The 23,867-nt window shown below is 41.5% G+C and carries 16 protein-coding genes; 13 read left to right on the top strand and 3 right to left on the bottom strand.

Annotated features, from left to right (window positions below; all coding sequences use genetic code 11):
- Positions 1-3: 3 nt before the first annotated feature.
- On the bottom strand, positions 4-1,707 hold the full coding sequence (locus tag BMX95_RS06720) for a hypothetical protein (protein ID WP_081201203.1): 1,704 nt from the start codon (positions 1,705-1,707) through the stop codon (positions 4-6).
- A 33-nt stretch (positions 1,708-1,740) separates the two neighbouring features.
- On the opposite strand from BMX95_RS06720, the gene BMX95_RS06715 reads away from it, so the two are divergent.
- Both BMX95_RS06715 and BMX95_RS06710 read left to right on the top strand, forming a co-directional pair.
- A complete protein-coding gene (locus BMX95_RS06715) occupies positions 1,741-3,129 on the top strand; it encodes a dihydroorotase (RefSeq protein ID WP_081201802.1) in 1,389 nt (462 codons plus the stop codon).
- Positions 3,130-3,158: 29 nt separating this feature from the next.
- Entirely contained in the window at positions 3,159-4,472 is a 1,314-nt protein-coding gene (locus tag BMX95_RS06710) for a MutS-related protein (RefSeq protein ID WP_081201202.1), read from the top strand.
- 58 nt (positions 4,473-4,530) lie between these two features.
- Here the strand turns inward: BMX95_RS06710 and BMX95_RS06705 are convergent, their stop codons facing one another.
- Positions 4,531-5,472, bottom strand: coding sequence for a glycosyltransferase family 2 protein (locus BMX95_RS06705; protein ID WP_081201201.1), 942 nt, complete (start codon positions 5,470-5,472; stop codon positions 4,531-4,533).
- A gap of 101 nt (positions 5,473-5,573) precedes the next feature.
- Here BMX95_RS06705 and BMX95_RS06700 point away from each other — a divergent pair, with 101 nt between their 5' ends.
- The 3 genes from BMX95_RS06700 to BMX95_RS06690 all read left to right on the top strand — a co-directional run bounded on the left by BMX95_RS06700 (position 5,574) and on the right by BMX95_RS06690 (position 9,758).
- A complete protein-coding gene (locus BMX95_RS06700; protein ID WP_081201801.1) occupies positions 5,574-7,163 on the top strand; it encodes a M1 family metallopeptidase in 1,590 nt (529 codons plus the stop codon).
- A 231-nt stretch (positions 7,164-7,394) separates the two neighbouring features.
- A complete protein-coding gene (locus tag BMX95_RS06695) occupies positions 7,395-8,168 on the top strand; it encodes a class I SAM-dependent methyltransferase (RefSeq protein ID WP_165758963.1) in 774 nt (257 codons plus the stop codon).
- 45 nt (positions 8,169-8,213) lie between these two features.
- Entirely contained in the window at positions 8,214-9,758 is a 1,545-nt protein-coding gene (locus BMX95_RS06690) for a YifB family Mg chelatase-like AAA ATPase (RefSeq protein WP_081201199.1), read from the top strand.
- 63 nt (positions 9,759-9,821) lie between these two features.
- Here BMX95_RS06690 and BMX95_RS06685 read toward each other — a convergent pair whose 3' ends face one another.
- Complete coding sequence (locus BMX95_RS06685; RefSeq protein ID WP_165758962.1) at positions 9,822-10,580, bottom strand: sugar transferase; 759 nt, start codon at positions 10,578-10,580, stop codon at positions 9,822-9,824.
- Between the two features lie 465 nt (positions 10,581-11,045).
- Between BMX95_RS06685 and BMX95_RS06680 the strand changes: the two genes are divergently transcribed.
- From BMX95_RS06680 to BMX95_RS06645, 8 genes are all read left to right on the top strand, one after another.
- Positions 11,046-11,867, top strand: coding sequence for a glycosyltransferase (locus BMX95_RS06680; protein WP_081201197.1), 822 nt, complete (start codon positions 11,046-11,048; stop codon positions 11,865-11,867).
- A gap of 96 nt (positions 11,868-11,963) precedes the next feature.
- A complete protein-coding gene (locus BMX95_RS06675; RefSeq protein ID WP_081201196.1) occupies positions 11,964-13,097 on the top strand; it encodes a glycosyltransferase in 1,134 nt (377 codons plus the stop codon).
- Positions 13,098-13,110: 13 nt separating this feature from the next.
- The gene (locus BMX95_RS06670) at positions 13,111-13,458 is read left to right on the top strand and encodes a hypothetical protein (protein ID WP_090519323.1); all 348 of its coding nucleotides are present in this window, start codon (positions 13,111-13,113) and stop codon (positions 13,456-13,458) included.
- Positions 13,459-13,632: 174 nt separating this feature from the next.
- Positions 13,633-15,975 (top strand): hypothetical protein, encoded by a 2,343-nt coding sequence (locus BMX95_RS06665; RefSeq protein WP_177193682.1) that lies wholly within the window; start codon positions 13,633-13,635, stop codon positions 15,973-15,975.
- A 541-nt stretch (positions 15,976-16,516) separates the two neighbouring features.
- Entirely contained in the window at positions 16,517-17,506 is a 990-nt protein-coding gene (locus tag BMX95_RS06660) for a glycosyltransferase (RefSeq protein WP_081201193.1), read from the top strand.
- Between the two features lie 157 nt (positions 17,507-17,663).
- Positions 17,664-19,742: a glycosyltransferase family 4 protein gene (locus tag BMX95_RS06655; protein ID WP_165758961.1), complete on the top strand. Its 2,079-nt coding sequence runs from the start codon at positions 17,664-17,666 to the stop codon at positions 19,740-19,742.
- Positions 19,743-20,285: 543 nt separating this feature from the next.
- Positions 20,286-21,587 (top strand): DUF6020 family protein, encoded by a 1,302-nt coding sequence (locus BMX95_RS06650; protein ID WP_133053952.1) that lies wholly within the window; start codon positions 20,286-20,288, stop codon positions 21,585-21,587.
- Complete coding sequence (locus tag BMX95_RS06645) at positions 21,584-23,746, top strand: glycosyltransferase (protein WP_081201190.1); 2,163 nt, start codon at positions 21,584-21,586, stop codon at positions 23,744-23,746. Before BMX95_RS06650 ends, BMX95_RS06645 begins: the two co-directional genes overlap by 4 nt.
- Positions 23,747-23,867: the final 121 nt, after the last annotated feature.

The raw sequence follows: 23,867 nt of genomic DNA, 5'->3' as shown, positions 1-23,867 counted from the left end.
ATCTTAATAATCGTATTCGCGTCTGAACATATTCCATCGTACTCCGGCAGTTAAAACCGAGACATTTCTATTGCTTACCTCTGGTAAACCCGATTTATAATTCCTGATCAATGCACTGCCTTCGAGGAACAGGTTCTCTTTTACTTCATACGATACCAGTACCTGGGCATTTACCCCGGTGGCCAACGGGCCATTCGGTAATTTGTAGCCATAATCTCCGGCAGGGCGGTACGTATTGGGGATGAAGATATTGGTACCCACATTGCTGCTGGCGGTATCGGTCCCCTGTCTCCAAACAATAAGGCGGGCGCTGGTTGTCCATTTAGGATGTGGCTGATACCTGACAATACCGATTGCCTCCACAAAATTAGCGCCCAAAGGATGCGCCAGCGGCTGGTTGTAATGTGTATAATTGGCCACGCTATCGAAGTGGCTGTAAGTAAATGGCCGGGTAAGATTGAACTCACCCTGAAGATCGAGGTTCTTCACTCCAAAAGCATTGATGTATTTCGCACCTGCCTGTATACCAAATTTATTGGCCCACCAGCCATTGCCGGCCTTCAGTTCTTTTGTTACCAGTTCATCGAGCAACAACTGGCCATACAGCTGTACACGTTTGGCTATATTGGCTTTCAGATCGATGCCCACAAAAGCATTGTCGGCACTGCCATTTGCCTGTTCGGCCAAACGTAAAAATATGACCGGATTCAGGTAACTGAACTCAAAATGATTTTTGCGGCCAAAGACCACCGATTCAAAAACACCGATATTCAGCCATTTGGTAACGTCCATACTCAAATGATGCATAGCCGCATATTTTTTATCGAGTATTTTGTTACCCATACTGATATCAACGGTTTGGGGTACCAGCTCGGTGAACAGGTTCATATAGTTGAACTTCCAGATGCGGGTATTGATCTTCAAAAACAGGTAGCTGTTACCAAAGTCGCTCAGGAATAAACTGCGGTAACCATTGCCTATAAAATTTTTATCATATCCGAATTGAAAATCGAGGTATTTGGCTGCCGTAAAATTAATGGAACCGCGGGCATCCAGGTAATCATTACCGGTATTCTTATACGTTTTATAGAAGCCAACACCAGGTACGGCGTCGAATGTACGAACCCTTTCCTGTACAAACAGCGGCCCGCGTTCCTGATTGTCGGTCATATAAGCAGAAAACCCAAGCCTTTTGGCTATCATACCCCTAACGGCAAGTCCTTTTGAGGTGAGAAAAAGCTGATCATCGGATTTATCACCACTTTCCACGGAAAAGGTTTGCTGGAAAACAGGGTTAACAACGAAGAAAAAATCCTTTACATTAACCTCCAATAAATTGGCCTTGGTTTTATAAAATACATTCCACAAACTCTTCTTACTATAAAAATCGCTGGTATCAGTACTGGTTACCCATTCTGAGCTGTTCATGAACAAACTACGCAGGTTATACTGATCTACTTTCGACAGCTGGAGGGCACCCGCTTTATTTAAAGAATCGGCATATTCCCCGGCCTGCACCGCAACTTTCCGGCTCATTGGTTTAAGCGTGGAAAGATTCAGATCATCATTACTTTGCAGCATTATTTCAAGACGGTTCAAAAAAGGCTGGTGTTTGGAACCCTGGGGTAAATAAGTTGACTGTGCAAACAATCCGAAGGGAAATAATAAAAACAGTAAGCGGACAAAAGTTTTTACAATATATTGCATGGCCAGTATTTAAAAATATTATTTTTTCAAGATATGCAAAATTACCTGATAAAAAATATAATGGTCGTGAATGAAGGGGTGTCAGCCGTGAAGGATGTGCTGATCAAAAACGGCCGCATTGAAAAGATTGATGGTAACATTCAACCAGATATATTAGTTACTGAAATTAACGGCCAGGGGTTGCATTTATTACCCGGTGCCATCGACGACCAGGTTCACTTCAGAGAGCCGGGTCTTACCCACAAAGCTAGCATTTATACCGAATCGAAAGCGGCCGTAGCCGGTGGGGTTACCTCCTTTATGGAAATGCCCAATACCATGCCGCCTGTGTTTACCCAGCAGCTGTTAGAAGACAAATACGTCATTGGCGCGAATAGCGCCCTGGCCAATTACTCGTTTTACATGGGCACTTCTAACGACAATGTCGAAGAAGTACTAAAAACAAATGATCGTAAAAAAGATATCTGCGGCATCAAGATCTTTATGGGTTCTTCAACCGGCGGGTTACTGGTCGATAACTACCTTACCCTCGATAAAATTTTTCAGGAAAGCGAGGTATTGATCGCTACCCACTGTGAAGATGAAAAGATCATCAAAGCCAATTATGAGAGAATAAAAAAAGAAAAGGGTACGCTGGATCCGGCAGATCATCCAAGGATACGGGATGAATATGGCTGTTTTGAAAGCTCACTGGTCGCCATTCAGTTTGCCCAAAAATATAATACCCGTTTGCACATCCTGCACATCACCACGGAAAAAGAGCTGGCGTTATTCTCCAACATGAGGCCGCTGGAACAAAAAAATATAACGGCTGAAGTGTGTGTGCATCACCTGCATTTTACCAGCAATGATTATGATACCCTGGGAAATTTAATAAAGTGCAACCCCGCCATCAAAGCACCACACAACCGCGAAGCGCTTTGGCAGGCCCTGCTCGATGACCGGTTAGATGTAATTGCCACCGATCACGCACCACATACCCTCGAAGAGAAAGGCGTGCAAAGAAACGCAGCCGGTTTGCTGACGCTGCCGCCGGTAGAACCGGGCAGTTATGAAAAATCCCATGCCGGTTTGCCACTGGTACAACACAGCCTGCTGCTCATGTTGCATTACGTAAAAGAAGGACGCATAACCATTGAAAAAGTGGTAGAGAAAATGAGCCATGCTGTAGCCAAATGCTACCAGATTGCCGACCGGGGTTACATCAGGGAAGGCTACAAAGCCGACCTGGTAATAGTAAATATTAACGCAACTACCACAGCAACAAAAGAAAACATATTGTATAAATGCGGATGGAGCCCCCTGGAACAATTTACGTTCCCCGCTGCCATTACCCACACTTTTGTAAATGGCAATCTGGTTTATGGAAATGGACAGTGGAATGAATCTAATAAGGGAGAGCGATTGTTATTTAATCGGTAACTTACGAAAACCAAAGAAGGAGCGACAGCATGGAACTGGACAATACCACCTATAACGACCTGTCTGTATTTCAGCATGAGGAAGAATTTTCGATATTCCACCGGCTTTGTTATACCCAAACATCACAGGGGCGCGACTGGCTGTTTAAATTTTTCAGCAACCCCTTCAACGATCTGAAGCCAATCCTGGAAACACAGCAGATCCTTCGGTCAATTATCGCCCATATGGATAACTGGCCCCGGGAAATCAGCAATGGTACCCTGATGGTGATTGAAAAATTCTACGACAGCAATGTAGATGCCATTCCCAATGCCAATTTATTCCATGCAATCACTTATAAAATCCTGAATGTCGCCGACTTTTCCCTCGTGCGCTATTCTATTTCCCACTTTTCAGACCTGGTGAAGGGAATGACAAAACTGGTGGAGTTGTTGGACAACGACCAGGCGCCCCTGATGATCCGTACCTACCTGCGCCGGGCAGCCGATTTAATGAATAAACCCGTATTACAGGAACTGAAGGAACATGAACGCGGCAAACAGTTTACCTTACGCGAAACCTTACATTACGGGGCGTATATAAGAGATGAATTCAGACTGTCTGCCCATGAGCTCATAGCCATTTACGGCCGTATAGACGCCTGGTATGCCATGGCGGTAGCCGTGAAAAAGCTGGGACTTTGTTTTCCCGAGTTTGTAGACCAGCAACAACCGCTTGTTGAAGCCCGTAAGCTGTACCATATTCTTTTATCAACCCCAACCCCTTATGATGTGCAGTTGAGTCCGGGTAATAACTTCCTGTTCCTTACCGGGGCTAATATGGCTGGTAAAAGTACTTTTATCAAAGCCGTGGGCAGTACCGTGTTCCTGGCACACCTTGGTTTGGGCGTACCGGCCGAGTCTATGCGCTTAACCCTGTTCGACGGACTGCTGAGCAATATAAACGTAGTTGATAACATAATAAAAGGCGAAAGCTATTTCTTCAATGAAGTTCAGCGTATAAAAAACACCATCACAAAAATTAACGATGGCCGCAAATGGCTGGTGTTGATCGATGAATTGTTCAAAGGCACCAATGTACAGGATGCCATGAAATGCTCATCCGTTGTGATACAGGGGTTGATAAAAATAAAAAGCTCGCTCTTTATTCTGTCGACCCATTTGTATGAAATAGGGGAAGAATTAAAACAATACCCCAATATTTCCTTCCGCTTTTTTGAAACTTCGGTTAAGGAAGATCAGCTGGAATTTAGTTACCAGTTGCGCGAAGGTATCAGCAATGACCGCCTGGGTTACCTGATACTTAAACGGGAAAAGGTGGTGGATATGCTGGAGAAGTTGTAACAGAAAATGATTATAACAATAAAGGCTATCGATTGATAGCCTTTATTGTTATATTTCTTTAGTTAGCATCTTTTTTCTTATCTAGGACGGTATACAGTGTAGACAACTGTTCGGCCAATGCCTTCTGATATTTAACGGTAGTTTCCAGAATTAATCCGCAGGCGAACAACAGCAGGGCAATGATCTCCAGCGCAGCAGCCAATATAGCAGATGGAACGTGGTACACGTAATGCTCTTCGATGAAGTCGATTACAGGTACAGTACCAATGGCAAGGCCAATAACAGCGAAAATTAAACTACATACCCCAAAAAACAACAGGGGTCTGTAATCTTTGAATAACATGAAAACCACTTTAAGCACTTTAAACCCGTCTGAATAGGTGTTCAGCTTCGAAACGCTTCCGACGGGTCTGTCGCGGTATTCAATGGGAATTTCCACCAACCGGTAATTATGGTGCAGCCCATAAATGCTCATTTCCGTTTCAATTTCAAAACCCTTGCTCATCACCGGGAACGTTTTTACATAATACCGGTTAAAAACCCGGTACCCCGACATGATATCCACCAGATTTGACTTGAACAGAAAATTAATCAGTCCTTTAACCAGATTATTGCCGAAACCGTGGAAAGCCCGGCTGTTCTCTTTTGAATAGGTTCCATTCGACATTCTTTCACCGATGACCATATCCGCTTCATTTTCAACAACCGGCTTCATCAACTCATGCACAAAAGTAAAAGGATAGGTATCGTCGCCATCTATCAGAATGTATATATCTGCATCTATGTTTCTAAACATGGAACGCACTACATTGCCTTTCCCCTGACGACGTTCTTTTACTACAATAGCACCATGAGCCGCAGCTATTTCAGCGGTTTTGTCTTTGGAGTTATTGTCATATACATATATAGCTGCGTCGGGAAGCTGCTCCTTTACATCATTTACCACCTTTCCGATGGTGACAGCTTCATTATAGCAGGGGATTAGAACGGCAGTTTTCATTATTGGCTTTTATAATAAGGATAAAGCAATTAAATTAAGTTATTTTACATTTACCATACCGGTGCAAATGTAACCGTAGTTTGTTAAACAAAAAACTGTTCATGAAAAGAACGCTCCTGCTGATAGTAAGTACCTGTTTGGCTATAATTGTTACTGCACAACAACCTGGCGCCACCATAGATGTACAACACTATACTTTTTCAATCACTTTAAATGATACCAGCGACCTTGTAAAAGGCAATGCCGCCATAGAAATATTATTTATCAAAGACGCGCCAGCCATAGCCCTTGACCTGATCTCTGAAAACAATAACCACAAAGGCCAGACGGTATTACAGGTTACAGAACAAGGAAAACCGCTCCATTTTACCCATATCAATAACCAGCTTACCATACAATTTGCAGCACCGGTTAAAAGCGGGGAACGCAGAAACATCGAAATAGCGTATGAAGGCATTCCTGCCGATGGGCTGGTGATCACCCAAAATAAATACGGCCACCGCGTTTTCTTTGCCGATAACTGGCCTAACCGCGCACACAACTGGTTGCCCTGTGTTGACCATCCGGCCGATAAGGCTTCGCTTGATTTTATTGTAATAGCTCCTGCTCATTACCAGGTAATTGCAAATGGGGTAAAAACCCAAGACACTACCATTAACCAGCTACGGTACACACATTATACCGAAACCACTCCCCTTTCTACCAAAATAATGGTTATTGGCGTAGCCGAATTCGCCATACAACAATCGGGCACGGTGAATGACATTCCGGTATACAGCTGGGTATATCCTGAAGAAAAAGAAAAAGGTTTTTACGACTATGCGCTTGCCGTAGACATTCTACCCTACTTCATTAAAAACGTGGGGCCTTATGCTTTTAAAAAACTGGCCAATGTAGAGTCAACCACCATATTCGGCGGTATGGAAAACGCCAGTGCCATTTTTTATTCCGATGATGCTTCCATTACCGGTACCCGCAAAAGCGAATCGTTACTGGCCCATGAAATAGCGCACCAGTGGTTTGGCGATATGGCCACGGAGGCCGATTGGAGCCATTTGTGGTTAAGTGAGGGCTTTGCCACTTATATGACCATCCTGTATTTCGAACAGAAACATGGTCCTGATACAGCCAAACAAATGCTGGTAAAGAACCGGAATATGGTAATCGATTTCGCCAGGAAGGAAATGCGGCCGGTGGTTGATTCATCTGTTACCAACTACATGAAATTACTGAACGCCAATTCCTATCAAAAAGGAGGCTGGGTGTTACACATGCTGCGCCGCCAGTTGGGCGATGCCCTGTTCTGGAAAGGCATTCAAACCTATTATAGCCGCTATAGCGGTAAAAATGCCGTAACCGGCGATTTGTGTAAAGTCATGGAAGAAGTATCAGGTACAAACCTGCAACCCTTCTTTCAACAATGGCTGTTCAGGGCCGGCCAGCCTAAACTGGATATAACCTGGAAATACAATACTGCTAAAAAAGAGATAAACGTTACAGTTATACAACAACAAAATGAGCCGTATCAATTTCCACTTGAGCTGCAAATCGGAAATGATGGCATAAAGCAGCTGGGTATTCGCAACCGGGAAACCCATATCACCTGGCCTGTAACAGAGAAACCGGGAACGGTTATCGTCGATCCACAGGTTAACCTGTTGTTTGAAGGACAAATAAAAGAGACCCGGTAAACCGGCTACCAGCCTCAGGATCAGGCGGTTTCTTCATTTGCCAGCTTTTCTCCCTGGCTGTTGCCGGTAAATATCTTGCCAGCCATTTTGTATACAATTTGGTTCCCTATCAAAAGGGTATTAAATTGCGGGATTGAAAACCGACTTATGTACACTTGCCCTATCTGCGCTTCTGAGCTTTCTCTTAAATTAAAGCTTTCGTCCAACATCTTTCATTGTAAATCATGTGGATTGGATGTAGCCCCTAAAGTAACTTTTGATAAAAGCTTTGTTTCCGATTACGACCAGGAAAAAGGAAAGCTTGCCTTAAGAGAGCTCCGGATCAATAATTACAAGGAAATTTTCAAACACCTTAAAAAATTCCTTAAACCCAACAGCCGCGGTCTTGAGGTTGGTTGTGCTTATGGTTTGTTCCTTGAAATGTGCCGGGATAACAATATCGCCTGTACAGGAATTGAACCCGAACCCGATCTGGCCGAGCGGGCCAGACAAAGTGGCCACCAGGTAATTACAGGTTTCTTTCCCGACGATTTAAAAGGACAGGTTTCAAATGTTGATTTCATCATCTTTAATGATGTTTTTGAACATATTCCCGATATCAAAAAAACTGTAGAAAGCTGCCATCAATTACTTTCCAAGGATGGCGTTCTAATCATAAACCTGCCGTTGAGTTCAGGCTTTTTTTATAAAGCCGGAACCCTGTTGTATAAACTGGGACGCAAACAACCTATGGAGCGTTTGTGGCAACTGCAATTCCACAGCCCCCATTTTCATTACTTCAACAAAGAAAACCTCACCCGATTCGTGGAGGCTAACGGCTTTAAACTGGATAATTTCCATCATCTTACCACCATTACCAAGGATAGCATAAAACACCGGATAGAGATGGATAAGAATCAATCAATAGTTAAAAAAGCTACCATAGGAATAATAAAATTGTTCCTCCCGTTGATCAACACCCTGCCAAAGGATATTGGCTGCTTTTACTTCAAGCCCATCAAATAAATATTTTTCATTATCTTTCCATACGTATAACCATAAACTTTATTCATGCTTGTCAAAACGTATGGAAGCGCCGTATATGGCGTGGAAGCCATTACTATTACTATAGAAGTAAATGTAATGCCGGGCAACATCCATTATTACATTGTGGGGTTGCCCGATAATGCGGTGAAAGAAAGCCTGCAACGAGTAGAAAGCGCCATAAAGACCAACGGCTACCAAATGCCCCGCACCAAACTGGTTATTAACCTGGCGCCCGCCGATATAAAGAAAAGCGGTTCCTCCTTCGACCTCGCCATCGCCATTGGCATACTCGCCGCCAATAATCAGCTCAAGGATCCCCACCGGTTAAAAGACTATATGATCATGGGCGAACTCAACCTCGATGGAACGGTTCATCCCATAAAAGGCGCCTTGCCCATTGCCATTACGGCCCGCAAAGAAGGTTTTAAAGGCCTCATAGTTCCCAAACAAAATTGCCGTGAGGCAGGTATGGTCAATTCGCTGCCGGTTTACGGCATCGGCCACCTTACCGAGCTGATAAAATTCATGAATGATGAATTAATTATAGAACCGGTAGCTATAAATACCCGGGAAGAATTCTTTGACGCCCAGGAAGATTTTGAATATGATTTCAGCGAAGTAAAAGGGCAGGAATCAATCAAACGGGCGCTTGAGATAACAGCAGCCGGTGGCCACAATGCCCTATTAATAGGACCACCCGGCGCCGGTAAAACCATGCTGGCTAAACGCCTGTCTACCATTCTTCCCCCACTTTCAATAAAAGAAGCGTTGGAGACCACCAAAATACATTCCGTAGCAGGCAAACTACCAGCCCATGCAACGTTGATAGCCAAAAGGCCATTTCGCTCACCTCATCATACCATCAGCGACGTGGCGTTGGTTGGCGGGGGCAGTGTACCGCAGCCCGGTGAAATTTCGCTGGCACATAACGGTGTATTGTTTCTGGATGAATTGCCTGAGTTTAAACGCAGTGTGCTGGAAGTGATGCGGCAGCCCCTGGAAGAACGGCGCGTAAGTATAAGCCGGGCCCGGGTAGCTGTTGACTTTCCGGCCAGTTTTATGTTGATCTCGGCTATGAACCCCTGCCCTTGCGGTTTTTATAATCACCCCGAAAAAGAATGTACCTGTGCGCCAGGCATTGTTCATAAGTATCTGAATAAAATATCCGGGCCTTTACTCGATCGCATAGACCTGCACGTCGAAGTAACCCCGGTTCCCTTCAGCGATTTAAGCAGACAAAGAGACGCAGAACCTTCTTCGGACATACGAGCACGGGTAATAGCCGCACGGGCCATACAAACGGAGCGTTTTAAAAAAAATAACGGTATTTATTGCAATGCCCAAATAAACAGCAAGTTGTTAAGAGAAGTATGCACTCCAAATGCAGCGGGGTTAAACCTACTGAAAGCCGCAATGAATAAGCTTAACTTATCCGCGCGGGCCTATGACCGTATTTTAAAAGTGAGTCGTACCGTTGCCGACCTGGCGGCGAGTGAAACCATTTTAACTGAACATGTGGCGGAAGCTATAACCTACAGGAATCTCGATAGAGAAAGTTGGGGCGGGTAACGGGAAGCACCAATCTATGGCAAAAGAAAAAATGATGGCAAGCAAACATCAGGGATCGTTCAACTAGTTCTGGATCGTTTTAAGCGAAGACGAGTTCCACTCTTCGGTAGAAACAGTGTTTTCGCTTTTGCTCTTAAAGATCCGGGCAAATACTTCACCAAGGATCTGGGCAATTGTTTTACGAACAATACGTATATCTAACCAGAAGTTTGCATTACGAACATAAAAAGCATCAAACTGGTACCGGTGAAAAATGCTTTCAAAATCTTTGGTAGGGCCACGAAATCCTTTGATTTGGGCCAAACCGGTGATACCAGGTTTTACCAGGTTTCTGAATTTATAACCACTAACGGCATCAGCGAATTTATTGCAGTCGGCATTCATATGCGGGCGTGGACCAACAATACTCATCTGACCCATCAGAACATTAAAGAATTGGGGAAATTCATCCAGGCCGGTAACACGCAAAAACCGTCCAATACGGGTTATCCGGGGATCATCTTCGCTGGCCTGACGAATATCAGCTTCCCGATTAATGTACATAGTACGCAGTTTGTAGCACCAAAATACCCGTCCCAGAAACCCAACCCGTTTTTGTTTAAAAAACACAGGGCCCCTTGAATCCAATTTAATAAGCAGCATTAAAACGGGTAATAACCACGAAAGGACCAACGCAATGACCATCAGCGAAGTAACTATGTCAAAACAACGTTTGGCAACGAAATAACCATGCTTACGCTCCAGATACAGCCTGAGGGAAGGTGTCTTTTCTGTAAAAAACTTGACTCTTTTATAAACTAAATTTTCGGGTTGCTCGATCATAGCATAGGTATTATGGTTCTTCAAGGACTTTGTTAACGAAATTAATGCCGTATTAGTGCCTCGTCCTGGCTTTGGGGACACATTTAACATCTAAAAACAACAAAATCGCTTAAACCCCTAAAGATTAAATGTTAAAACAAAATATTACAATCAAAAATCCCACCATTGACAATGCAAACTTAAGAAAGGTTGCACCAAAAAAGGTTTAAAATAATTTTCCTATTTTATTTTATATCAGGCTCTTTCACGAATATTCCTTAAAACAACACGTTTATTGCTAAAACTGCGCACTTATTGGTTAAATCACACAATTTATTCAGATTTTTAGTGATCCCTCAGGCAACGTTTTTAGGCATTTTTACACTCCTTTAGCAGTCAAATGTTTAAAATTGCGATTACATTTGCACAATTAATAAAAAAACACTGTCTGTGAAGGTTAGATTTTGAATAACCGTTATTTAGAAGATGGAATCTAATCCCAAAAAAATTGATTTTTACCTGCTAATACCCTTCTACAATAACCTGCCGGGATTGCTTCAGTCATTGCAGAGTATGCAATATGATGCAGACAAATATGCAGTGGTGATTGTGGATGATGGTAGTGCTCAACCTATTACCCTGGAGGATATATACAGGCAGGTTCCCGGAAATATTCGTATTGAGATTATACAATTGCCTTGTAATAAGGGTATTACAATAGCTTTGAATACCGGGCTTCAATGGATCATGCAACAAAACAACGCCCATTTTGTTGCCAGGCTTGATTGTGGGGATATTTGTGCGCCAGAAAGATTTTATCGCCAGGTAACATTTTTACATGAACACCCACAAATAAACCTGGTAGGCAGCTGGTGTATATTCAAAGACTTTAGCACCAATGTGGCATTCCGGTATATTACCCCTACCAGGCATAAAAAAATAAAAAGGGGTATGCATTTTCGGAATATTTTCATCCATCCTACCGTAATGTGGCGGTTCGATTCGATGAAGGATAACGGTCAATACCCCGATACTTATCCTGACGCAGAAGATTATGGTTTTTTTTACCAGTTTCTGCAAAAGGGTGAAAGTGCCATCATTCCGGAATACCTGGTGACGACCGAAATAAATCATAAAGGTATTTCGCTGAATTCCAGAAAAAAGCAGCTGAATAGCCGAATTAAAGTGGTTAAGGAATACGGAAGAAATAGGGTTTTGCGTTATTTGGGGGTTTTAAAATTAAGATTACTATTGATTATTCCATATAACCTTGTATTTGCAATAAAAAGAGCGCTATATGGAGTATAATAATAATTATATATCAAATGCCATATGATGAATACGGGAACTTGTCTTAAGTCCCTGTAGACAAATGAGTTGCTGTTACCATTAAATCCATTTATTATGAAAATTGTACATGTGGCGGAGGCTTTTGCGGGAGGGATCGTAATGTTTGTTAAATCCTTGGTTGAGAATATGCCTGATGATGAGCATATTATTGTACATGGCGAAAGAGCCCATGTAACACGTTTTACAGAAATCAGAAAACAGTTTGCCAGAACCAATGCCCGTTTTGTCCGGTGGCATTCAGCTCAACGAAGCATCCGTTTATCAAAAGATTTTGCGGCGTTTTTTGAATTATATAAAGTTTTAAAACGGCTGAAAAAACAACATCAGATCGATGCTGTTCACCTGCATTCCTCAAAAAGTGGATTTATTGGAAGAATGGTGTGTAAGGTATTGGGAATCAACAATGTAATTTATACCCCCAATGGTGCCCCTTTCCTGGTAGGCACCAGCAAAATGTCTAACTTTCTTTACAAACAACTCGAACGCCTGGGCAATGGCTTCGGTGGTCAGGTTGTTTGCTGCTCCCCTTCTGAGCAAGAAGAATACGAAAAGGTTGGTATACAAGCCATTACCATCAATAACGGCATCACATTCGAACGTTTCAACGGCCTTGATTTGGAACCATCCAGTAAAAAATTCTGTATTGTAACCAGCGGCCGGATCATCAATCAAAAAAATCCCGCCTTATTCAATAGCATTGCTCAGTATTTCCAGGAGTTTAAACAGTTTGAATTCATTTGGATAGGCGATGGGCCGGAAAGAGCCTTATTAAGCTCCTCCAATATAACCATTACTGGTTGGATGCCCGGCGACGAGGTAGCCCGCATTATCTCCTCAGCCAATGTATACTTATCTACTGCCAATTTTGAAGGCCTGCCTTATGCGGTGCTGGAAGCCCTGGCATTAAGAAAGCCCGTTCTGCTTACCGACAGCGTTGGAAACCGGGACCTGGTAAAATCATGTTTGAACGGTGACCTTTTTAAGCACCACTCTGAAGCTATTGTTAAACTGTTGCAATATTTTAACAATACCAGTATGCTCAATATCATGGGAGAATTTTCTGCCGTGCATGGTAAAGAATCATTTAATGTAAATCATACCTTTACCCGTTACAGGAATTTATACAAGGGCAATAGTGATCACATTAAAAATGATAAGTATTTAAAGCCAGCCCTGGTAAACGCCTAAAATTGATTATACCATGGAGAAGCAACTTAACGGGGTTATGAGTCATGACATGATCAGGCAGCATCTTGATCAGATTCGCACCTTTATTGAATTAGAGCTGGCAGAGAAAAAAGAAACCATTAAAGAACAGGCTGCAGAAATTGAGGAACTGAAAAAACAGTTGCAACAAAAAAACATGGCCATCAGTATGTTTGAAGCCAATACCCGTGAGTTTCAGGAAACGGCTGAAGGCAACAGACAACTTATTAATAAACTATTAGGAGATATCAGCAGGTTGCAAAATGATATAGACTGGTATAGGCGTACGTACGAAAAAAGGAGTTTCCTGGGCACGATCAAGGAAAAATTAAAAAGAAAATAGCCTTTTCCATAACCAACTAATTATATGCTTTTTTCCCGTAGTCTTATTCTCAGATACGTCATATCTATTTTATGTTCTTTCTATCTTGCTCTTGTACTTAATGCGCAAATTCACCTTCGTGATTTCAGTTTAATCCTTATCGGGCTGATATTTTGCGTACTCATCTTTCACTTATTGAGTTATTTGACAGATAAATTCAGCAGCCAGATTTACGACAAACGAATTGCCTTCGTTAGCATTGCGTTGGCCGCTATGCTGCTGTTTATATCACCCAAAGGGCTGAATCCGTCAGTGGAACCAGACAAGATTGCTTCCATCAATGTCACTGCACTGGGTCAAAAGACCGATAGCGCTAAAGCCAGCGAAGTATGGATAGCACAGGTGTCAAACGGCGGCGTTGAATTACCCCTGAATAGTATTCCGTCTCAAAAGGGGTGGGAAGACAAATACAGTGCATTGGTTTCTTACCAACAACAGCCCACTTCTCTTGCGATAGAAATTGAAGAACCGAATAATCTGGAGATCACTTTCAGCACGCATCCCTGGTCGGGAAAGGTGAAAATTGAAGAGGGTAAAAAAACAACCATTCAGGACCTTTATAGCTCACAACCCGGGAAGTATAAATACACAAGCCAGGTGACCCGGGCACAAAAGAGAAAATACTCCCCTGCCGACAAAATATTTATATCCATTGCTTCCTTTCTGGCATTGATATTCCTTTGCTACATATGCTTACTCTTAGGCAAAATAAAAAACAACCTGTTCCTGCTGAACATCATTTTATGTTTTGCCGTTTTTTTTTCATCAGATTACCTGATGCTTACGCTTTTTCAAAAGCAGCTGTTACTGGCACTTAGCATTGGCAGTTGTTTCATCATGCAAACAATAAGGGCAAACAAGTTTATTGCCGGCTACCTGAATCGTAAAAAAATACTGCTGGGAATACCGGTGATACTTTATGCCGGGTTCGCGTTTGTAGGTATCCGGGTTTTCTTTTCCGAATATCCTCTCACCCATCTGATTAACAAAATAGCTTTTTTCAGCCTTTTCTGCGGTTGGCTGACATTCATGGTTTTATTATTCCTGTACCTTACCGACCTGTGTAAATCAAAAATAGCAAGCACAAACATCCAGATAAACAAACAAACACCCCGGGCAACCCTCATAAAGCAATACCTTATTTTTGGAGGAATCATGTTGGCTTGCTGGTCGGTATATCTAATTGCTTATTTCCCCGGCAATATGACGCCAGATTCTTTAGATCAATGGAGGCAGGCAACAGGAATTTTGGATTATAATGATGCACATCCCGTTTTTCACACGCTTATAATTAAGATCTTAATTTCCATCTGGCGTTCACCTGCCATGATTTCCCTGGCCCAAATATTTGCGCTGGTGGCTGTTTGTTCATCCTTTTTCGTATACCTCTCTAAAGCTGGCATACCATTAATATGGCTTGTTATAGCCAGTTTAATAGTGGGAGTAATACCGGCTAATGGCATTTTTTCCGTAATGCTCTGGAAAGACATTCTTTTCTGTACCTCGGTTTTATGGGTTACGCTTATACTTACCGAACTGGCAACAGACACCTATATTTTTAATTATAAAACTACTGTAGTCTTTCTGGCAATCAGTCTCTTTGCAATGGCCCTGCTCAGGCATAATGGAACGTTTGCCGTGTACATTACTATTGCATTCCTGTTTTTCTGGGCCTTTAAAAAGCGGCAAAAGCCTGTTTTGATTGCTGTAGCCATCGCCTTGTTCAGTGTGATCGCTTTTAAAAAAGTAATGATCCCATACGTTTTAAAAATACGGGAGATGCCATCAGGCTATACATTGTATATGCCTGTTCATGGAATGGCCGCTGTAAAGCATTTTGAAGGTGATTTTACGCCGGAAGCAAACAAGTTTATGCTTGATCTCCTTCCTGATAGTATTTGGAAAAACCATTTTGATCCTTACTCCGCCGACTACTATTTATTCTGGACCGGTACCGATTTCCTAAGGAACCTTTCTGATATTCCGACCTCAAAAGTACTGCATGAGTATGCATCCACCTTTGTTAGAAATCCTTTTATAATGAGTAAAGCCAGGTTAAATGGTTCAGAACTGTTATGGGATGTGACTATGGCACAAGGCTCCTTTAATTATATTTATTATACCAACATTGATTCTAACAAGGCTGGATTGAAGCAACACCCCAATCCAATATTAAAGCCTGTTTTGAATCACTATTTAGAGTACACCGAAAAGCATTTTCAACCTGTTTTGTGGCGGCCTGGCATTTATAACATACTGTTGGCGATCCTGCTGTTATCACTTTTCTCAATGCGTAAACGGTATTTACTCATTTTTCTACCTTTAATTGGAACCAATTTTTCTTTAATAGTTGCAATGACGCATCAAAGCTTTAGATATGTTTATTATGTACCACTGATTTTTGGGTTTATATGGTTATTGGCAATTTCGAAAATAATATCACCGGCAAAGATTAAAAACAACACAACCAACTTGTAAAATGAACCCAGCTATACCAATAACCTGCCGGCATCCAACTGCAATAGCGTTGCATCTTTGCCTGAACGCTTTAGCCAAAAATCCATACCTTGTAATAAGGGATGATCTCGTTGGTGCAGAAATAGTTTAGAACGTAATTGAGGCAATCATGCGAGGTATAGCGGATCCAATTTAAGGTGCGCGGGAATTTATAACTATTGCTATTGTTATTGAAGCTGCCATTGGTAAACCGAAAAAAGGGTACCTGTTACTGTTTATTCCCGTATTCGGGACCAATTTTTCGCAATTGCTTTCCATGAGCTTCAAAATTTCAGATATGTTTTTAACGTACCGATTGTCTTCGGGTTCATTTGGCTATTGTCTGTAACAACCATTATGGCGGGGGAAAAATTAAATCAAACAGTTAACGCTGAGTAATTTAAAATGAAAAAAGCCGGTTGAAGCAAATGCTAAGGTGAAATTGCACAAGTGGAATGAATATTGAATTTATAGCATAACGAGAGCTTGAGCCATTTTATTTTTTTTATTTTAACAAAAACTCATGTTACCTAAAGTAATTCATTATTGCTGGTTCGGCGGTTCAGAAATGCCCGAAAGTTATAAAAGTCTCATTGCGGAATGGGAGACATTACATCCATCCTGGTCTATAAAACGATGGGATGAATCAAATGCACCAATGTCTTTACCCTATATCAAAAAGGCAAAAGAGAATAACAATTGGGCTAACATCAGTAATTATGTAAGGTTGTATGCGCTCGGCCGGGAAGGAGGAATATATCTTGATACAGATATGAAAGTTTTGCAGCCGCTTGATAAATTATTGTTGCATAATTGCTTCCTGGGATTTGAATCGGGAAGTAATGAAGGCGGTGAGTTTTGGGTGAACAATGCTATCATGGGGGCTCAGGCCAATCATCCTTTTGTTATGGAATGTGAGCAATATCTTTTGGAACAATTCGATGGAACGGAGCAGGCTAACCTGTCTTCGCCCCAGTTAGTAACCGCCTTACTTAAAACCAGACGAGGGTTGAAACAGTATGGCCGTCAGTCCCTGGATGATATAATGCTTTATGAAAAAGAAGTGTTTTATCCAATACCGGTTGACAAAGCTTATTTGTTGAAAGAGGTCAATGCCTATCCTGAAGAAACAGTCGCAGTTCACCTGTGGGGCAGAACCTGGTTCACGAATGAGATGCTCATTGACGAAATGGATAACCTGAGGCGATATACCCATGAATTGAACGATCTTATTCAGAAAACAACGAAAACACTTACCCAATCACAGAGCGACCTGAACGTGGCAAATTCCAGACTACAGGAAGTTCAGCTTGAGAATACAATGCTTAAAACCATAATTAAGGATTCGTTAGAGAAAAAAATAAATGAATTAATAAGTAACCAGAAAGACATGACCGAACAGCAGGGAAAAATGAATCAGCAACAGGAAGATATTATAATGCAGTTAAGAAAAATGAATCAACGGGAAGGCCTTTGGTCCATTGCTAAAAGGAAACTATTCAATTACAAATAAACACTTTCAAATGCACCCTTTATCCCAGAAGACTGACTTGACATATGGAATTAAATCGACCTCCTATTTTTTTAATGAACATACCAAAAACCTTTTTCCGGGATCTTCTTTTAATAAAGATCCCTTCCGAGAAGATGGCTCTGACCTGGCCATTTGCATGCACGAAATTTCTGATTCAGCCCGACTTATCGACACGCTGTCGTCAATAGAATACTATCTTCTGGATTTTAAAGGGAAAATAATAATTACAACAAACCAACCTGTTTCACATCTTAAAAAAATTGAAGCATATCTTTCAACCAGTACAGCCCCTGTAAGTATAATTGAAGTACAGGAAAATGCCACAGTAGCAGAAGTAAGGAACTTTTTAGCAAATACGCTCAATTACAATTGGCTACTGTTCATGGAGCCGGGTATGTCCTTTATTAAAAACCCGCTTGTTGCTATAAAAAGTACTATCGCTGACCTGGGCGTTAACTTTATAAATTTACCCCTGATAAGTAGCGATCACAGAACGGTGTATTCCCTGGGCGGTACACTTTTAACAGATGAAAATAATCGCTATGTAGGCGGGGGCAATTGTTTCGATTTCAAGCCCGGATTTGAGTATACCGACTATAAAATAAAAAACCCTTTTTTATCGGATAACCTTGCAAGCAATGCCTGTGTGATTAACCGAAAAAATTTTCTGCACGAAGGTGGCTTTACCAGCAATACAACACCAGGTTTGGAAGACGTAGCATTCTCTTTACACCTTTACGAAAAGTCAGTTAAAATTGGGAATATCAACGAATTTGTGTTGATAAATAATAGCCCCTTAACAGAAAATCAGAATCAGGCCAACGGTTTAGGCGTTTTAAACCCTAACGACGACCAGTCCAAAGATTTGAAAATTATTGACGGCGCCGTAATCAAAAACAAATTAAAAACTAAAAAAAGAATTGCCCTGCTCGTAGATATAAAAGACTGGGCATTCGATAATATTGCTAAAAACATAGAGCACAATCTCTCCAAAAAATATGATTTCACCATTTACTACCTGGCCGATTTCGCAGGGGAAAGATGGCTCGAACTGTTTGTTGTTTTGTATAAGGAAAAGCATGATATGATCATGTTTTTTTGGAGACTTGTTACTAAACAGATTTTTAGCGAAGCGAACAAACAATACATTCAAGACCATTTCAATATCAGTAAAGAAACATATGAACGCTATTTAAACAACACCATCATTTTAACCGGTGTGTATGACCATTTGTTTCTGACCCCCGATGGAATAAATAATAGCCTGGATATATTTTCGAATCACGTTGATGGTTATTTTGTTGCATCCAACAAATTAAAACACATATACGATCATATACCGGGGTTTATGAAACCCCATTCAGTTATACAGGATGGGGTAGATACGGACAAATTCCATAGAATCCCAGGCGCTACATTCTCCGATGCATCTGCACCTCTTGTTGTAGGCTGGGCCGGTAATAGCAAATGGGGTATGGACGTAGATGGGATCGATCATAAAGGATTTGAAACGATCATCAATCCTGCCATATCGGAACTGATTGAAGAAGGATACAAGATCAAGCTAATATATGCCGACAGACATGAGCCCAGTACACACATACCGCGCTCAGAAATGAACAACTTCTATAACAAGTTAGATGTTTATATATGTACTTCAGATATTGAAGGCACTCCTAATCCCGTCTTAGAATCAATGGCCTGTGGCATCGGCATTGTAAGCACTGACGTCGGCATTGTAAAAGAGGTTTTGGGTAAAGAGCAACAAAAATTCATACTGGAGGAAAGAACAAAAGAGTGTCTCAAAAAGAAACTCATCACATTAATAAATGATAGAAGTATTTTACACATTCTGGCTGCGGAAAACAAGATCCGTATAAACAACTGGACGTGGAAAAGCAAGTGCGAAAAATTTGAAACATTCTTCGACTACTATTTTTTCAAAAGAGACTCCCAACGATTCCGTATCAAAAGGTTTCCCTTCCCTACCGCTAAGCCCAAAGTAACCCACGAAGAAAATGAACCCGTGAATATTCTTTTTCGATTGAATTTGGATATAATGCAGGAATTAGGTCACTGGAAAGAATTACAGACAGAAACAAAAAACTGGTATTACAACGAATATGAAATATTGCCATTATGGTACAAAAGACTTGGACATATTATAAAAGTATTAACAGGTAAAAGATCGATCAAATCGCTCTTTAAAAAATAACCAATTCTAATATCTGGAGGGAGTTGCCTGAATCAATGCTAAATAGGCCATCATTCAGGCAATTCTTATTCAATCTATCAATCATTCCATATGCTGTGGGACCGCTTAAAAAATAATCTTTTTATTTTAGCCATACCTTTAAGTATTGTCATTTTTTACCTGTCAGATCACTTTCCGGGAAGTTTTTTACAGAAATTATTCCCCCTTGCCTTAAGTACAGGTTGTTATTTTCTTATGAATGGCCCTGCAGCGAATGCATTTATTAAAAGCTTTTCTAAAAAGGATAAAGTAATAATTCTGTTAATTATTATTTATGCCGCCTTTGCTTTTAGCGGTTACAACTTATACCTGAGCGAATACCCGGTAAAAAATCTTTTTAAAAAGACAGTTTTCTTTATAGCTGTTGGTTGTTGGCTATCATTTATTACAATAGCATTCCTTTACTTTACCGAGCTATGCAAACAGGCCCTTTTTAAACAAACTACCCCTAACAACGACGCCCGCCCCTCCCCTACAAAACTTTATTTCAAATTTGCCGGCATTATGATTTTGTGCTGGCTTATTTATTTAGCCGGCTTCTTTCCGGCTAATATGTCTGCCGACTCGCTGGTGCAATGGGAACAGATAACAGGAGTATCTCAGTTGAATAACTGGCATCCTGTTTTTCACACAATGTTCAATAAGTTTTTTCTTAGTATCTATCACAATCCGGTTTCGGTATCCCTTGCGCAGATTTTGTTCATGGCAGGAATTGCAGCAAACTGGTTCCTGTTCCTTTATAAAAAAGGTGTTCCTGAAAAGTGGCTCATATGGGCATCCATTGTTTTTGGATTAATTCCCGCCAACGGTGCCTACTCCGTTACTTTATGGAAAGACATTCCCTTCACCTTTTCTTTATTATGGTTAACACTCGTAATAGCCAAAATTGTTTCAAACGACGGGTACTTCAAAAATAAAATGGCTCACATTGAAGTAGTAGCGGCGCTGGTTACAGCAGCACTGTTCCGGCATAACGGAATACCCATCTACTATCTGGCCATAGCAGCATTACTGATCTATTTTTACAAATTCAGAAAAGCAGGCATCCTGGTGGGCGTAGTAGTTTCCCTTGGTCTGGTTCTGTGGTATAATCATTATATCTCTGATCCTGCACGGGTAGTGGCCACCCCGCCTGCCATTAAACTGGTAGCCCCCATTCATGGAATGGCTGCAGTACGGTACTATGGCGGGCAGCTGTCAGCAGAATCGACACAAGAAATGGAAAAGGTTTTACCCGATTCATTTTGGGTCAATTACTATAACCCCTTTTCTGCAGACGAGTATATTTTCAACAAAATGCCGTTCCTCCAAAACCTGTCAAATTTGCCTACAACAAAGGCAATAAGCTTATACGCCAATACCTTTGTCCATAATCCTTACCTTATAATAAGGGACAGACTTTGTGGAGCGGAACTGGCATGGAATGTATTTGAAGCACCGGGAGCCTATAACTTTAAATACCACACACAAATCGATGAAAATGCGTTTGGATTGAAGTCAGGCGATAATTTCCTGAAAAAAATCCTGATGTTTGGGTTGAAAGCTTCAGAGAAAGTAGCAGATATGTTTATGTGGCGGGCAGGTATATTTAATATACTGGTGCTTTTACTTCTTTTTCTGTTTTTAAGGCACCGGCAATGGTATCTGCTTTTATTCGTTCCTGTTTTAGGATCTGATGCGGCGCTGTTGCTGTCCATGACAATACAAAACTATAGATATGTTTATTTTGTGCCGATGATCTTTGGATTTTTATGGTTGCTTTATATATCAAACTTCAAATCAGCCGGTAACCGGCTTAAGTCATGAAATATTGGATATTAACTACAGAATTTACACAAGAGATTAGCGAAGGCATTGGAGCTTACGTGAACAACCATGCTCAAATATTTGCAGAAAAAGGACATGAGGTACTGATCATTAAAGGCGGGGCAGGTAATGTCGATCAGGTAACTACCGTTTCAAAAAACATTACCCTCCATAACTTTTCACTGAACGGAAGGAAGTCGAACCATATACTGGGTTATAATGGCGCCTTAAGTTACGAATTTGCCAATGAGGTAATAAAACTGTTAGCGTCGCAAACCCCTGACGTAATTGAAGTGCAGGAGTACATGGGTATAGGTTATTATCTGCTATTACAAAAACACATCGGTGAGCCGCTGCTGAAAAACATTCCGGTAATAGTAACCGCACACATGCCTTCATTTCTATTACATGAATATAACCATACACCGGGTTACCTGTTTCCCGAATACTGGAATGGCGAAATGGAAAAGTTCAGCATCCTTGCGGCCGATATGTTCCTGTCACCGGGAAGGCATCTGGTGACATTGTTACGGCAACACATGGAAGCATTTCCATCCCTGGTGAATTATGTTCCTTATCCTTTACAGACGGTATCGAAAACAACTCCGGTTGTTCAAACAAACGAGCATACTTTTGTGGTTGCCGGCCATCTGTCTTATGCCAAAGGCACCATGAAATTACTGGCCGCAGCAGCCGGTTTATGGAAGAAAGGAATGGATTTTCACCTTCATTTCATTGGCAATTCAACAAACATTGTTACTACCGAGCAATTAACCATAAGCGAGTTGATTCGTAAAAAGTATGCCGCACATATTGAAGCAGGCAGGCTGCAGCTTACAGAAACCTTACCCCTGGACAGGTTGATGGCGCATATGGCAGCAGCAAAAGCAGTCATTGTTCCCTCGCTTGTTGATAATCTTCCGCAAGAGGCGCTGTACGCAATGGCGGCAGGGAAAGTAGTATTATCTTCTTCAGAGGCTGGCCTGGATGAATTACTGCAAGACAACCAGTCAGGTTTCATTTTCAATTGGAAACAGCCAAACAGTTTTGAAGAAAAGCTCAACCGCATACTTTCATTAACAGCCACAGAATTGAAAAGCATGGGTGAAAATGCCAAAGCAGCTGCTGCGGTATGTTCTTCCGACAATTATTATACGGTAAAACACCAGTTCATTACAGATTTTATTCAGTCTACACCCATCAGAAAGAATTTTCCAGTCCTCAGGCCCCAGCCCAAACAGGAAAATACGGAAACGCCTGCGCTGCTGGATGGGCTTACAGTAGTCCTCCCCTATTATAACATGGGTGAATTTGTTGAAGAAACCGTTCAATCGATCCTGGCCAGTTCGTACAAAAACATTAAGATCATCATTGTAAATGATGGCAGCACCGACGAAGCCAGTGTTTTAAAACTGAATGACCTACAGCAAAAGTACCCTGCGGTTGAAATAATACATCAAAATAATGCAGGCCTGTCTGAAGCACGCAATACCGGTTTGTACCTTACCAAAACCCGGTATGTAGCATTCCTCGATCCCGACGACACCATTCACCCCGAATACTATCAAAAAAGTACAGCTATTCTTGAAAAGTATGACAATATCGGCTTTGTCAGTTGCTGGTTGAGGTATTTCGAAGCATCGGACGGCACCTGGCCTGCCCAAAACCCTGAAGTGCCCTACCTGCTATATCATAATGCCGTGCATAGCGGCACTGTGTTCAAAACAAAGGATATTCTGCAAACGGGGGGCTACGACAAGGAGTTTGTGTATGGCATGGAAGACTATGAAATGGCCGTACATATGGTATCAAAAGGATTTCATGGTGTTTCTATTCCGGAAACGCTGTACAATTACCGCATCCGACATCAATCGATGGCAAGAGGGTTCACCCTTGATAAAAAACTTTTTCTTTATACGCTTCTGTCAAAAAAACACAAAGCACTTTTTAACAAATACGGCGCAGAAAGTACAAATATTTTAAATGCAAATGGTCCCGGTTATTTGCATGCCAACCCTACCTTTGCCAGCAATTTTTCCATAAAGGCCAGTGCCCCGCCGGATGTGACCACGGAAATAGCAAAAAAGGTATTGAATAATTATCCGGCTTTGCGAAAAATGGCCCGGGGGTTAAAACGCTTATTAAAACCTGGTAATTAAAAAACAGGTGAAAAATAAATGGGGTCCATAGATGGTACGTGGCCAATAAATGCAACAACGAAAAACTTGCTGCTATTCAGAAAATATTGTAATATAATTAATTAACTATTCCTTAGCGCAG

Source organism: Niastella yeongjuensis (genome assembly GCF_900110245.1).
Classification (GTDB): Bacteria; Bacteroidota; Bacteroidia; order Chitinophagales; family Chitinophagaceae; genus Niastella; species Niastella yeongjuensis.
This window is presented reverse-complemented; position numbering and strand designations above follow the sequence as displayed.

Excerpts from the sequence above, each read along its gene's own strand:
- BMX95_RS06660 (WP_081201193.1), top strand. The coding sequence starts at position 16,517 with ATGTTACCTAAAGTAATTCATTATTGCTGGTTCGGCGGTTCAGAAATG.
- BMX95_RS06720 (WP_081201203.1), bottom strand. The coding sequence starts at position 1,707 with ATGCAATATATTGTAAAAACTTTTGTCCGCTTACTGTTTTTATTATTT.
- BMX95_RS06690 (WP_081201199.1), top strand. The coding sequence starts at position 8,214 with ATGCTTGTCAAAACGTATGGAAGCGCCGTATATGGCGTGGAAGCCATT.
- BMX95_RS06710 (WP_081201202.1), top strand. The coding sequence starts at position 3,159 with ATGGAACTGGACAATACCACCTATAACGACCTGTCTGTATTTCAGCAT.
- BMX95_RS06675 (WP_081201196.1), top strand. The coding sequence starts at position 11,964 with ATGAAAATTGTACATGTGGCGGAGGCTTTTGCGGGAGGGATCGTAATG.
- BMX95_RS06685 (WP_165758962.1), bottom strand. The coding sequence starts at position 10,580 with ATGATCGAGCAACCCGAAAATTTAGTTTATAAAAGAGTCAAGTTTTTT.
- BMX95_RS06715 (WP_081201802.1), top strand. The coding sequence starts at position 1,741 with ATGCAAAATTACCTGATAAAAAATATAATGGTCGTGAATGAAGGGGTG.
- BMX95_RS06645 (WP_081201190.1), top strand. The coding sequence starts at position 21,584 with ATGAAATATTGGATATTAACTACAGAATTTACACAAGAGATTAGCGAA.
- BMX95_RS06670 (WP_090519323.1), top strand. The coding sequence starts at position 13,111 with ATGGAGAAGCAACTTAACGGGGTTATGAGTCATGACATGATCAGGCAG.
- BMX95_RS06700 (WP_081201801.1), top strand. The coding sequence starts at position 5,574 with ATGAAAAGAACGCTCCTGCTGATAGTAAGTACCTGTTTGGCTATAATT.
- BMX95_RS06650 (WP_133053952.1), top strand. The coding sequence starts at position 20,286 with ATGATTTTGTGCTGGCTTATTTATTTAGCCGGCTTCTTTCCGGCTAAT.
- BMX95_RS06655 (WP_165758961.1), top strand. The coding sequence starts at position 17,664 with ATGCACGAAATTTCTGATTCAGCCCGACTTATCGACACGCTGTCGTCA.
- BMX95_RS06680 (WP_081201197.1), top strand. The coding sequence starts at position 11,046 with ATGGAATCTAATCCCAAAAAAATTGATTTTTACCTGCTAATACCCTTC.
- BMX95_RS06705 (WP_081201201.1), bottom strand. The coding sequence starts at position 5,472 with ATGAAAACTGCCGTTCTAATCCCCTGCTATAATGAAGCTGTCACCATC.